Below are 13,151 nucleotides of genomic sequence, written 5' to 3' on the forward strand. Positions count from 1 at the left end.
GACTCGCGCTGCAGCAAGATCGCAGAAGAGGACCTTGCGGCCCTCTGCGAGTCCTTCGGGCTCGGTGAGATCCAGACGTGCGACTTCCCCCAGTAACGGGCGCTGATTGCCGAGACCTCACTTCGCGGCGATCGAACGCACTGCCTTGGCATACGAGGCTCTCCAGTGCGGGATCGCACGGGAAGTCGGACGGGCCGACTTCCCGTGCGAGGCGCTTGGTGCTCCAGGGTCGCCCGCCGGATCCGGCCCGTCTCGCCGTTGCGCTCCGGGTGGGGCCCGGGGCGCAACGAAATGCCCCCTCGCCCGAGCAACACCTGCTGCCCCTCGCCGGGCCCGAGCGCTGTGCTCGGGCCCGGCGAGGAAAATCGTTTCTGCTGGGCCCGCCCCCGCCCCTCCTCCCCAACCCCCACCCCCAATTTCCCACCCCCACACTCACGGGGTCGGGGAGGAAGGCAGCAACGGGGATCACCCGGGCGGCGCGCGGGGCCCGTGGCCCCCGCGCGCCGCCGACGCGACGCCGGGCTCGGCCGCCCGACCGGCCCGGGCCCCGGGGCGACCGTGGCCGGAGCGCTCCCCTCGTGGGTGGACGGAGGCACCGAGATCACCCGGACCCGCACCGGTCACCGCGATGTCGCCCACCCGGTCCGTGCGCAGCACCGTGGCGCCCAGAGCCCGCAGCCGGTCCACCGTCCGCGGCGACGGATGGCCGTACGGGTTGCCCTCCCCGCAGGAGATCAGAGCCAACCGGGGGCTCAACTCCGCTGTCAGCGCCCAGTCCTGATAGGCCGAGCCATGATGCGCCACCTTCAGCACGTCCACCTCGTTCTCCTTCCCCGCCGCCCTCAGCCGGCTCAGCAACACTTCCTGGGCCGGCGGCTCCAGATCGCCCAGCAGGGCGAAACGCAGACCTCCCGCCACCGCCACCCGCAGCACGACACTCGCGTTGTTCGGACCCGACACCACCGACGACTCCTCTCCGTCCGGCCACAGCACCTCCCACGAGACCCCCGGCCCCGCCGACCGCCGCTCACCAGGAGCGGCCCGCACCAACGGGACCCCCGCCCGCGCCGCCCACTCGGCCACCCGGGCGGCCTCGCCCGGCGGATCGTCCACCGCCGTACCCTCCACCGCCCCGACCCTCCGACCGCGCAGCACTCCCGGCAGCCCCTCCACGTGATCCGCGTGGAAGTGCGTCGCCAGGAAGAGCGGCACCCGGTCGATCCCGAGATCACGCAGACAGCGGTCGGCCTCCCGCGGATCCGGCCCCGCGTCCACCACCACCGCGCTGTCCGGCGGCCCGCCGCCCTCGGGCGGCACCGGTAGCACCACCATGTCGCCCTGCCCCACGTCGCACATGACCAGCCGCCAGTCGGGCGGCGGCCAGCCGGTCGCGATCCGGGCCAGCGGCGGCGGCCGGAGCAGCACGGTCAGCAGGACCAGCAGCAGGGCTACTGTCACCACCGGGCGGATCCAGCCCCGCGGGGAGCCCTGGCGGCGGGGCCCTGCGGAGCGCCCGGGCAGCAGCAACGGAACCGTCCAGCACAGTGCGGCCGTGCCGACGGCGAGGCTCACCGTGCCGAACCATCCGCCCGGCCAGGACAGTCGGCCGCCCGGCAGTTCGGCGCCGTGCCTGGCCACCGCGGCCAGCCAACCGGTCGGCACCGCGGCGGGCTCGGCGAGGAACCGGGCCAGCGCCGGGGAGAACGGGTCCGCGATCAGGACCGCGAAGCCGAGCAGGGTCGCCGGGGCCACCGCCAGTTCGGCCAGCAGATTGCAGGGGATCCCGACGAGGCTGACGTGTCCGGAGAGGAGCACCGTCACCGGCGCGCAGAGCGCCTGGGCCGCGGCCGCCGCAGCGACCGCGCCCGCGAGGTGCCGGGGCCAGCCCCGTGCCCGGAGGGCGTCCGCCCAGCGCGGACCGAGCACCAGCAGCCCGGCCGTGGCGAGCACCGACAGCAGGAAGCCGAAGGAGCGTGCCAGGTAGGGGTCGAGGAGGATCAGCAGCAGGGCTGTGCCGGCCAGCGCGGGCACCGCCCGGCGCGGACGGCCGGTGGCCAGCGCCAGCAGTCCGATCAGCCCGGTGCCCGCCGCTCTGAGCACGCTCGGCTCGGGGCGGCAGATCGTGACGAAGGCCAGTGTCACGGCCGCCCCCACCAGCGCCGTGGTGCGCAGCGGGATCCCGAGCAGCGCGGCGAGTCCGCGCCGCTCGGCAGTCCCGGCACGCCCCGGGGCGCCGATCAGCACCCCCAGGACGATCGCGAGGTTGGCCCCGCTGACCGCCACCAGGTGGGCCAGGTCGGTGTCCCGGAACGCCTCCCGGAGGTCGTCCGGCAGCCGGGAGGTGTCGCCCACGACCAGGCCCGGGAGCAGTCCGCGCTCGTCCGGCGGCAGGCCGTCGGTGGCCGAGCGCAGGCCCGCCCGGAGCCGTCCGGCGATCCGCTGCGGAAGGCTCGGCGGAGCCGACGCGCGGGGCTCGCCGTGTGCGATCAGCAGTGCCGCCGACTCGTGGTCGCCCTCCCCGGGTGGCCGGACGGTCACGCTGGCCACCAGCCGGGCCGACGGCAGCAGGGGCTCCCAGGCGGCCACGTCCTCGCCGCGCACCAGGACGGTGACGGGTGTGCGGGTCCGGACGGTGCGCGGACCCGGCTCGCCCGGCAGCAGGCCGTCGGGGACGGTGACGCGGTCCACGACCGCCTCCACGGTGAGCAGGCTCTGCCCGGCACCGGATCCGCCACTGCGGGAGATCCGGACCCTCGGGTCCCCGGTGACGGTGAGGTCGAGGCCCACCTCCGGGGCCGGGCCGCCGGTCCGGGCCAGTTCGGGCAGCGGTCCACGGCGCAGATCGGCGGTGTGCAGGAGGGTGGCGGCAGCGGCGGCGGCCGCGGTGAGCAGGACGACCGCCGCGGTCACGGCGACGGAGCGGCCCCGGGTCGGACCGGTGAACGCCCGGGTCCCGAGGACGAGGAGGGTCAGGCCGAGGAGTGCCGCCGCGCCCACCGCCACCGCGAGGGCCGCGCCGTGGTCGGAGCCCGCCCCGAGAACGCCGGCGGTCACCGCCCAGGCGGCACCTGCGGGCAGCAGCAGTCGAAGGTCACCCGGCCGTGGCCCGGCGGAGGAGCCGGTTCCCGGCTCCGTGCCAGGGGTGGGGGCGAGGACGGTGGCGATGACGACACCTCCTTTCGTCGGAGCGAAGGGGAGCAGCAAACAGAGCAGCGGGGGGACAGGGCAGACCGGGGAGACCGCCGCCCGGCTGCGGCGCACGGCCCGTCAGAGGGTGAGCAGCGGCCGGAGTTCCGCGTAGATGCGCTCGCCCACGCCGCTCACCTGGCGGAGTTGGTCGAGCGAACGGAAGGCACCGCCGTGGGAGGCGCGGAAGGCGATGATGCGCTGGGCGAGGGTCGGGCCGACGCCGGGAAGCGTGTCGAGCTGTTCGAGGGTCGCGCGATTCAGGCTGACCGGCTGCTTGGACGGCCCGGCCGGGGGCGGTCCCGGGCCCGCTCCCGCGGCCGGCTGGGGACTCGGCTCGCCGACGAGGATCTGTTCGCCGTCCGCCAGGACGCGGGCCAGGTTGAGGTTCCTGGTGTCCGCACCCGGCAGCGGTCCGCCCGCCACCCGCAGCGCGTCCGCCACCCTGGAACCGTTCGGCAGGGTGTGGACGCCCGGGGTTGCGACCCGGCCGCCGATGTCGACCACCACGACGGCGGAAGCCCCGCCGCCGGTGTCGCCTCCCGGGGACCCGGGACCGCCGCCGGGCAGGCCGGCGCCCGAGGTCCCGGTCGGTGCCAGCGGGCCGACGGCGACCGTCGGCACCTCCACCGGTTGCGGCCGCGCGAGCCAGAAGTGCTGGACGCCGTAGCCGACGGCGAGCAGCAGGAGGACGAGCAGGCCGACCGCCGCCCGGCGTTCGAGCACCAGCGGATGCCCCGGCGGCAACGACGACTGCGACGACGACGGACCCGGCGGCACCTCGCCCACCGCGCCCGCCACCGGGTCCGAGGGGCCCGGTTCACCGCTCTCGGACGCCGGGCCCGGCGCCACTCCCCTGGCGACGCCGTCGTCGGACGGCCTGTCCGGCACACGCTCGGCCGCCCCCTCGGAGGTGCCGGCGTGCGGACCGCCGTCGCCCCGCCCCGGCGGGGACGCCGTGTACACCGAGGGCTCGGTGTCCGGCGGCTCGGCCGCCCCCGGCAGCAGGGCCGCCATCCGCAGGCGGGCGGTCTCGTGGGCCCGACGGATCTCGTGGCGCTTGCGTGCGCCGATGCGCAGGTTCGTCATGCGGAGCACGGTAGGAACCGGCCGAGCAGCGCGCGGACTTTACCGAAATCCTGTGGACAACCCCGGGGTTGTGGACAGCCGAGCACACCCTGAGGAGTGAAGTGGGCCCGCTGGCGTTGACAGTCCCCCGGCAGACCTCACCCGGCAGACCTCACCCGGTAGACCTCACCGGGGTGAGACCACCACCGCCAGCAGCCCCGGCCCGACATGCGCGCCGATCACCGCGCCGACCTCGGCCACGTACAGTTCGCGCAGCCCCGGAATCCGCCCCCGCAGCCGCTCGGCCAGGGGCTCGGCCCGCTCCTCCGCCGCCAGGTGGTGGACGGCGATGTCGACCTCCCGCTCCCCCGCCCGCTCGACCGCGATCTCCTCCAGCCGGGCGATCGCCCGGGACGCCGTGCGCACCTTCTCCAGCGGCTCGATCCGTCCCCCGGCCAGGTGCAGCAGCGGCTTCACCGCCAGCGCCGAGCCCAGCAGTGCCCGCGCGGCGCCGATCCGCCCGCCCCGGCGCAGGTACTCCAGGGTGTCGACGTAGAAGAAGCCACTGGTCCCGGCGGTCCGGCGCACCACGGCCGCCGCCGCCTCGTCGAGCTGCTGCCCGGCCTCGATCGCCTCGGCCGCCGCCAGCACCCCGTACCCGAGCGCCATGCCGACCAACCGGCTGTCCACCACCCGCACCGGGACGGGGGACTCGGCGGCCGCCAACCGGGCGGCCGCCACCGTCCCGGACAGCTCGCCGGAGATGTGGACCGAGACGATGCCGCGCGCGCCGCTCTCGGCCGCCGCCCGGTAGGCGGCGGCGAAGGCCTCCGGGTTGGGTCGCGAGGTGGTCACCCGGTGCTTGCCCCGCAGCGCCTCGGCCACGTCCTTCGGGGAGATCTCGACGCCCTCCGCACGCACCTCGTCGCCGACCGCGACGCTCAGCGGGACGATGGTGATCCGGTGCCGGTCGACGGCCTGCTGGGGCAGGTAGGCGGTGGAGTCGGTGACGAGGGCGAGGTCGGCGGCCATGAGGCGGAGGTTACTCCCAGCTCGGGCCGGTCGGCAGCATCCGGAGGCCGCTCAGCCGGCCGAGGGGCCGGTGGTCGGCTTCCGCAGGCGCTGCGCCAGCTTGGCCACCGGGTCGGCGAGGCCGAGGAGCTCCTCGGCGCTGGGCCGCCCGCCCCGTCCGTCCGTGAGCCCGCGCCGGGCGCCGGCGGCCTCCCGCGCCGCGCCGGCACCGCCACCCGCACCGGCCGAGTCACCCGCAGCCGAGGCCGTACCCGAAGCCCTCGCCGCCGTACCCGTACCCGAAGCCCCAGCAGCCGTACCCGCCCCCGGAGCCCCCGACACGGTGTCCCAGTGCCGCAGCGCCCCCGCCTCGTCCTCGCACTCCCGGCTCAGCCGCCCCAGCTCGTCGGCCGCGAACCGGTGCATCCGGTCCTGCGCCGCCCACCGCATGGTCTCCGCCGAGTGCGTGATCCGCTCGGCCCGCTCCCGCAGCTCGGGCAGCTTCGCCGCGACCCGCCCGGCGTCCGGTTCGCGCTCCAGCATCCGCAGTTCGCCGTCCAGCTCCGCCGCGTGGGCGTCCAGCCGGCCCAGCAGCGCGAGCGCCTCGCCGAGCTGGCCGTCCTGGCCGACAGCGCCCTCCAGGACCCGCCGGGTGCCGTCCAGCGAGGTCCGCAGTCCGAGGCGGACGGCGGAGATCTGCCCCTGCGGACCGGTCTGGGTGTAGGACTTCGCCTTGAGCGTGACGTTCTCCACGGCCCGTCGGGCCTTGGCCTCCTGGCGTTCCACCTTCTCGCCGACCGCCCGGGCCGCCTTGACCAGGCCGATGACGACGAGCACCACCACCCCGAGCCCGAGGAGCAGGGCGACTCCGAGCAACACCCCGAGAATCTCCATCACACGCCGCCTTCCGCCAGCCGAACCGGCCCCCACCGGGCCCAACGCGGGCCGGCCCACCGAGGGTTCCACCGTAGCCCCGGGACCGGCCGGGCGGGCCACCGTTCGGGGGTGCCGGGACCGAGTTCAGGGAAAGGTTCAGGGACGCATCGGGGGGAACCCCGAGTCCCGAGGGGCCCGCCGTCCCCCTGCCGCACCCCCGGAGACCCCCCGCCGCACCCCCGGAGCCTCCCGGAGACCCCTCACCGACCCCCCGGAGACCCCCGGAACGCCGCAGGGCGGGCGCCCCGAAGGAACGCCCGCCCCGCCGAAGCAGATCAGCCTCAGCCTCAGCCTCGACCTCGGCCTCGACCTCAGCCGGTGACGATGTTCACCAGCTTCGGCGCCCGCGCGATCACCTTGCGCACCTCGGCCCCGCCGATCGCCGCGACGACCGCCGGGTCGGCCAGCGCCAGCGCCTCCAGCTCGGCGTCCGAGATCGACGGCGCGACCTCCAGCCGGGCCTTGACCTTGCCCTTGATCTGGACGACGCAGGTCACCGACTCGTCGACGACGTACGCCGGGTCGGCCACCGGGTAGTCGGTGTGCGCCAGCGAGTCGCCGTGCCCCAGCCGGCGCCACAGCTCCTCGGCGATGTGCGGGGCCAGCGGCGCGACCATCAGCACCACCTGCTCGGCCACCGAACGCGGCGTGGAGCCGCGCTTGACCAAGTAGTTGTTCAGCTCGATCGCCTTGGCCACCGCGGTGTTGAAGCGCAGCCCGGCCATGTCGGCGCGGACGCCGTCGACGGCCTTGTGCAGGGCGCGCAGCGTCGCCTCGTCCGGCTCCTCGTCCGTCACGACCAGTTCGCCGCTGGTCTCGGAGACGATGTTGCGCCACAGCCGCTGCAGGAAGCGGTAGGAGCCGACGACGGCGCGGGTGTCCCACGGGCGGGAGACGTCCAGCGGGCCCATCGACATCTCGTACAGGCGCAGCGTGTCGGCACCGTACTCGTCGGCGATCTCGTCGGGGGCGACGGCGTTCTTCAGGGACTTGCCCATCTTGCCGGCCTCGCGCTTGACCGGCTCGCCCTGCCAGAAGTACTGGCCGTCGCGCTCCTCGATCTCGGCGGCGGGCACCGGGAAGCCGCGCTCGTCGCGGTAGACGTCGGCGGTGATCATGCCCTGGTTGAACAGCTTGTGGAACGGCTCGACGGAGGAGACGTGCCCCAGGTCGTGCAGCACCTTGTGCCAGAAGCGGGCGTACAGCAGGTGCAGCACGGCGTGCTCGGCACCACCGACGTACAGGTCGGCGCCGCCGCCGGGCTTCTGCTCGGTGGGGCCCAGCCAGTACTGCTCGTTGGCGGGGTCGACGACCTGCTCGCGGTTGGACGGGTCGATGTAGCGCAGCTCGTACCAGCAGGAGCCGGCCCAGTTGGGCATGGTGTTGGTCTCGCGGCGGTACGTCTTCACGCCGTCGCCCAGGTCCAGTTCGACGTTGACCCAGTCCTCGTTGCGGGACAGCGGGGTCTTCGGCGTGGAGGTGGAGTCGAACGGGTCGTAGGTGTGCGGCGAGTAGTCGTCGACCTGCGGGACCTCGACGGGCAGCATCGACTCGGGCAGCGCGTGCATGACGCCGTCCTCGTCGTAGACGATCGGGAAGGGCTCGCCCCAGTACCGCTGGCGGCTGAACAGCCAGTCGCGCAGGCGGTAGTTGACGGTGCCCTCGCCGATGCCGCGGGCGGTCAGCCAGGCGGTGACGGCGGCCTTGGCCTCGACGACGCCCAGGCCGTTCAGCGAGATGCCGTCCTCGGTACCCTCGGTGTGGGCCGAGTTGACGATGACGGAGTCGTAGGTGTCGAAGGCGTCGTCCCAGCCGGCCGGGTTCTCGTCGCGCCCGTCGGTGGGCTCGACGACGCAGCGCATGGGCAGGTCGAAGGCGCGCGCGAAGGCGAAGTCACGGTGGTCGTGGGCGGGGACGGCCATGATGGCGCCGGTGCCGTAGCCCATCAGCACGTAGTCGGCGATGAAGACCGGGACGGGCTCGCCGCTGACGGGGTTGACGGCGTGGGCGCCGGTGAAGACGCCGGTCTTGACCTTGGCCTCGACCTGGCGCTCGACGTCGGACTTGGCGGCCGCGGCGGCGCGGTAGGCGGTGACGGCCTCGGCGGGGGTGGCGGCGCCGCCGGTCCAGGCCTCGGGGGTGCCCTCGGGCCAGGTGGCGGGCACGATGGTGTCGACCAGGTCGTGCTCGGGGGCCAGCACCATGTAGGTGGCGCCGAACAGGGTGTCGGGGCGGGTGGTGAAGACGGTGATCTTCCGCTCGCCGACGGCGAAGTCGACCCGGGCGCCCTCGGAGCGGCCGATCCAGTTGCGCTGCTGCAGCTTGATCGCCTCGGGCCAGTCCAGCAGGTCCAGGTCGGAGATCAGCCGGTCGGAGTAGGCGGTGATCCGCATCATCCACTGGCGCAGGTTGGACTTGAAGACGGGGAAGTTGCCGCGCTCGGAGCGACCGTCGGCGGTGACCTCCTCGTTGGACAGCACGGTGCCCAGGCCGGGGCACCAGTTGACCGGCACCTCCTTGGCGTAGGCCAGCCGGTACTCGCCCAGCACCTCCTCGCGCTCGGCGCCGCTCAGCGCGGCCCAGTCGCGGCCGCCGGGGACCTCACGGGTGCCGTCCGCGAACGCGGCGACCAGCTCGGCGATCGGGCGGGCCCGGTGGGCCTGCTCGTCGTACCAGGAGTTGAAGATCTGCAGGAAGATCCACTGCGTCCAGCGGTAGTACTCCGGGTCGATCGTGGCGATCGAGCGGCGCGGGTCGTGGCCCAGGCCCAGCCGGCGCAGCTGGTGGCGCATGTTGGCGATGTTCGCCTCGGTGGACACCCGCGGGTGGGTGCCGGTCTGCACGGCGTACTGCTCGGCCGGCAGGCCGAACGAGTCGTAGCCCAGGGTGTGCAGCACGTTGTAGCCGTTCATCCGCTGGTAGCGGGCGAACACGTCGGTGGCGATGTAGCCCAGCGGGTGGCCGACGTGCAGGCCCGCACCCGACGGGTACGGGAACATGTCCATGATGAAGCTGTGCGGCTTCGCGGCGACGTCGGCGGCGGCGGGATCGGCGAGGTCGCCGGCCGGGTTGGGGGCGTGGAACGTGCCCTCCTTCTCCCAGATGTCCTGCCAGCGGGACTCGATCTCGGCTGCCAGGGCAGCGCTGTACCGGAACGGCGCGGTCGCGGTGTCGGCCGCGCCGGACGCAGGGGTCGTCTCGCTCATGGTCCTTAAAGCTCCATCGATGTCAGTTGGCGAACCGGCGTTCAGGGCCGGCGACGGGGCGGGGTGTCCGGACCGGGGCCCGGACGGTGCCGGGCGGTGAGCCGGGCGGAAAACAAAAAAGCCCCTCGCAGGAGGGGGTGCCACGCCGACTCCGGCTCCGCCCTGGGGCGTGGCCGGTCCTGGTCAGCGCGGCCGACTAAGGAGCAGGCGCGCGGTTCGCATGGGCTCAGGGTACCGCAAGGGGCCGGGCGCCTCCGGGGGTGACCACGGGCGCGCCCGTCAGGCGCCGGTCCCCGCCGGCACCTCCACCGCGGCACCCTCCGCCCCGGCGAACGCCGCCACGACCACCCCCGCCACAGGCCCCGCCACAGCCCCCGCCTTCCCCGCCGACTCCGCCTCAGCCTCCGCCTCCGCCTCCGCCTCCGCCGCGCGGAACTCCGCGTCGATCCCGCGCAACGCCCGCGCCACCCGCTCCGACTGCATCCCGGCGGCGAGCGCCCGCGCCCGGTCCGCCGTCCGCACCGCCTCGGCGGCCGCACCGGCCAGCCGCTGCGACTCGGCCAGCCGCACCATCAGCAGCGCCCGCGCCCTGGCGCGCCCCGGCCCGAGCGCCGCCACCGCCCCCGTCAGCAGCTCCTGCGCCCGCCGGTGTTCGCCGAGGAACAGGTGCCCCTCCCCCACCATCCCGGCAAGATCCCCCCACGCCTCCCCGCCGACCGCCCCCTCGGCCTCCCCGTCCAGCTCCGCGAACGCCCGCCGCGCCGCCTCCGCCAGCCCGGCGGCGTCCCCGCGCCGCCCGTGCGCGCGGGCGATCCGGCCGAGCTGCAGCGCCCGGTCGGCCGGGCCGAGCGCGTCGCCGGCCGCCGCCACCGCCTCGGCCAGCACCGTGACCACGTCCAGCCCCCGCCCGCCCGCGCTCCCGGTGGCCAGTACGACGAGGCCGCCGAGCACGTCCACCCCGGCCCGCCGCTCGCCGCTGAGGTGGGCGGCGCGCAGCGCCGCCGCGAACGCCCGCTGGGCGGTGGCGTCGTGACCGAGGTCGTAGGCGGCCCAGGCGGCGAGGCCCGCCAGGCGACCGGCCGCGCCGTACAGTGCCCGGCCGAGCGGTCCGTCGTAGGCGCCGAGCTCCAACAGCTTGGTGACCATGGCCAGTTCGGCGCGCGCGGGGCCGAGCACGAGTCCGCCGCCGCAGGACCGTTCCAGCCGCTGCTTGCTGCGGTGGGCGGCGGCGAGCTCGCCGACCAGCGCGGGGTCGACGCACAGCACGCCGTCGCCGCCGAGGGCCGGGGGCGGGGTGGTGAGCCGACGGGCGGCCTCGGCGAGGTCGGCGCCGCGGAAGAGGTCGGTGAGGCGGACGGGTCCGGCGTCGGCGGCGGTCTCGCGCAGCGCGGTCTGGGCGGTGTCGGCCGTCCACGGGTCGGTCAGCAGGCGCGGGGAGAGGATCTTGGCGCCCCGGTGGCCGCCCATCCGGCCCCACAGCTGCTCGTAGGTGACGGCGATGCCGAGGGTGCGGCTGAACACCTCGCAGACGGCCTGGTCGTGGGGGCTGCGCGGGACCATGCCCCGGTCGCGCCACTTGTAGGGGGCGGTGGAGCTGATCGCGAGCCGGGCCGGGAGGGTGAGGTTGACCTCGCGGGCGAGCCGCTCCGGGCTCCATCCCAGCTGGTGGAGTATCCGGGCGAGTTCCTCGTTGCGTCTGCGCTCCAGATCGGCCATGGCTCCGACGGTAGCGGTCCGCCGGGGGCCGTCGTCGGGAGGTCACCGAAAACCGGTCGCCGCACCCTGGCCGCGGGCCTCGAACGGGCGCCGGGCCCCACCAGCGCCGGCAGCACCGCCTGCACCGCCGGCGCCGGGCAGCACCGACACCTCGGACGAGGACCCGCCGGTGCCCCGGGAACGCCGAAGGCCGCCCCCCGTTTCCGGGAGACGGCCTTCGATTCCTGTGGAGCTACGGGGAATTGAACCCCGGACCTCTTGCATGCCATGCAAGCGCTCTACCAACTGAGCTACAGCCCCTCGACCTGCGATGTCACCGGGGGTTCCGTTCCGTTTCCCTCGGCGACATCACTTACTTTACACGGTCCGGGGGGTGCTCCACGAATCCGTTCCCGCGGGGCCCGCACGGACGCCCGCGCCGGCGCGACCCGAGCCCCGTAGGGACGCCCGCCCTACCCCTCCTCCTCCCGACGCTCCTCCCGACGCGCCTCCCGCCGGTCCGCCCGCCCCGCCCGGACGGCGAGGCCCGCGGCGAGCACGACGACCCCGCCGATGGCGACCGAGGTCACCAGCAGCGCGTGCCCGGACCCCCGGGCGGAGGTCGGCGCGTCCACCGCGCCGAGGAACACCGAGCCGAGCAGCGCGATCCCGAGCACCTGGCCGAGCTGGACGGCGGTGACCACCAGCCCGCTGGCGTCCGCCGCGTCGGCGGGTGCCACCCGGGCGAGCGCCCGCCCGAACAGCGGCGCGTAGGCGCAGCCCGCCAGCACCCCCAGGACGGCGGTCAGCAGCAGCGGCACCGCGCCGACCCCGGAGCCGTCGCCCAGCAGCCGGCCGAGCAGCAGGTAGCCGACGGCGAGCAGTCCGGTGCCGAGCGGCGGCAGGACGCCGTGCAGGCGCCGGGGCAGCCGCTGCCAGTACAGGCTGGCGGCGCCGAAGCCGACCGCGATCGGCGCGGAGCAGAGCCCGGCCCGCAGGGCGCTGTGGCCGAGCCCGGCCTGCTGGTGCAGGGCGAAGGAGAACATGAAGCCCGCGAAGGCCAGCATGATCATGAGCAGCGCGCCGACGGCCGGCAGCAGACCGGCCGCGCCGAGGACGCGCCCGTTGATCAGCGGTTGTCCGCCGCGCCGCGCGATCCGCCGCTCGACGACCGCGAACAGGGCGAACATCAGCGCGCTCGCGCCGAGCATCACCCAGCCCCGGAGCGGCCAGCCGAGTTCGTGGCCGAGCACCAGCGGGACCACCAGCAGGCCGAGGGCGGCGCCGAGCACCAGCAGGCCGGGCAGGTCGAAGCCGCGCTCCCGGTCGCCGGGAAGATCGGGCAGCAGCCGGGCCCCGGCCGCGAGCAGCACCAGGCCGATCGGCAGGTTCACCAGGAAGACCGGGCGCCAGCCGGAGCCGAACAGGTCCGCGCTGACCAGCAGGCCGCCGAGCACCTGGCCGGCCGCGATGCCGCCGGCCAGCACGGCCGAGTAGAGGCCCAGGGCCCGGATCCGGGCCCGGCCGGTGAAGGTCCGCTGGATGATGCTCATCACCTGGGGCACCATCAGGGCCGCCCCGGCGCCCTGGAGCAGCCGGAAGCCGATCAGCCAGCCGGTGGCGGGGGCGAGCCCGCAGGCCAGCGAGGCGGCGGTGAAGACGGCCAGGCCGGACTGGAAGAGCCGACTGTAGCCGTACCGGGCGCCGAGCCGGGCGCCGGTGATGAGCAGCACGGCGTAGGCGACGGTGTAGCCGGCCACCACGAACTGGAGGGCCGCGCCGGAGGCGTGCAGGTCGGTGCGGACGGTCGGCACGGCGACGTTGACGATGGCGGTGTCGAGCACGGCCATGAACTGGCCGCCGAGGACGAGCGCGAGCAGCAGTCCGGGCCTGGCGACCGGGGCCGCGGCGGTCCCGGCACCGGTCGCGCCGGTCGGCGGGGCGGTCCGGACCGGGCCGCGTCGGGTCTGGAGATCGGTCATGGATCGAGCCTCGCGGGATCCTGGTACCAGTGGTTAGAGCCTGCGGATCCTGGTACTGGCAGCACCT

At 75.2% G+C, this 13,151-nt stretch carries 7 protein-coding genes and 1 tRNA gene; all 8 read right to left on the reverse strand.

Annotated features, from left to right (window positions below; translation table 11 throughout):
- Window positions 1-465 precede the first annotated feature (465 nt).
- Window positions 466-3,054 (reverse strand): ComEC/Rec2 family competence protein, encoded by a 2,589-nt coding sequence (locus tag ACW14Y_RS15130; RefSeq protein WP_456987149.1) that lies wholly within the window; start codon window positions 3,052-3,054, stop codon window positions 466-468.
- Window positions 3,055-3,267: 213 nt separating this feature from the next.
- Window positions 3,268-4,275 (reverse strand): helix-hairpin-helix domain-containing protein, encoded by a 1,008-nt coding sequence (locus ACW14Y_RS15135; RefSeq protein ID WP_456987151.1) that lies wholly within the window; start codon window positions 4,273-4,275, stop codon window positions 3,268-3,270.
- Between the two features lie 165 nt (window positions 4,276-4,440).
- A complete protein-coding gene (locus ACW14Y_RS15140) occupies window positions 4,441-5,286 on the reverse strand; it encodes a DegV family protein (RefSeq protein WP_456987153.1) in 846 nt (281 codons plus the stop codon).
- 51 nt (window positions 5,287-5,337) lie between these two features.
- On the reverse strand, window positions 5,338-6,159 hold the full coding sequence (locus ACW14Y_RS15145; RefSeq protein ID WP_380443266.1) for a hypothetical protein: 822 nt from the start codon (window positions 6,157-6,159) through the stop codon (window positions 5,338-5,340).
- A gap of 353 nt (window positions 6,160-6,512) precedes the next feature.
- Entirely contained in the window at window positions 6,513-9,407 is a 2,895-nt protein-coding gene (gene leuS / locus ACW14Y_RS15150; RefSeq protein WP_456987155.1) for a leucine--tRNA ligase, read from the reverse strand.
- A gap of 279 nt (window positions 9,408-9,686) precedes the next feature.
- Window positions 9,687-11,123, reverse strand: a complete 1,437-nt coding sequence (locus ACW14Y_RS15155; protein WP_456987157.1) for a hypothetical protein — start codon at window positions 11,121-11,123, stop codon at window positions 9,687-9,689.
- 227 nt (window positions 11,124-11,350) lie between these two features.
- Window positions 11,351-11,423 (reverse strand) — tRNA-Ala (locus ACW14Y_RS15160).
- A gap of 152 nt (window positions 11,424-11,575) precedes the next feature.
- Window positions 11,576-13,084, reverse strand: coding sequence for an MFS transporter (locus tag ACW14Y_RS15165; RefSeq protein ID WP_456987159.1), 1,509 nt, complete (start codon window positions 13,082-13,084; stop codon window positions 11,576-11,578).
- Window positions 13,085-13,151 lie beyond the last annotated feature (67 nt).

It is taken from the genome of Kitasatospora sp. cg17-2, assembly GCF_054031055.1.

Excerpts from the sequence above, each read along its gene's own strand:
- leuS (WP_456987155.1), bottom strand. The coding sequence starts at position 9,407 with ATGAGCGAGACGACCCCTGCGTCCGGCGCGGCCGACACCGCGACCGCG.
- ACW14Y_RS15165 (WP_456987159.1), bottom strand. The coding sequence starts at position 13,084 with ATGACCGATCTCCAGACCCGACGCGGCCCGGTCCGGACCGCCCCGCCG.
- ACW14Y_RS15155 (WP_456987157.1), bottom strand. The coding sequence starts at position 11,123 with ATGGCCGATCTGGAGCGCAGACGCAACGAGGAACTCGCCCGGATACTC.
- ACW14Y_RS15145 (WP_380443266.1), bottom strand. The coding sequence starts at position 6,159 with ATGGAGATTCTCGGGGTGTTGCTCGGAGTCGCCCTGCTCCTCGGGCTC.
- ACW14Y_RS15140 (WP_456987153.1), bottom strand. The coding sequence starts at position 5,286 with ATGGCCGCCGACCTCGCCCTCGTCACCGACTCCACCGCCTACCTGCCC.
- ACW14Y_RS15135 (WP_456987151.1), bottom strand. The coding sequence starts at position 4,275 with ATGACGAACCTGCGCATCGGCGCACGCAAGCGCCACGAGATCCGTCGG.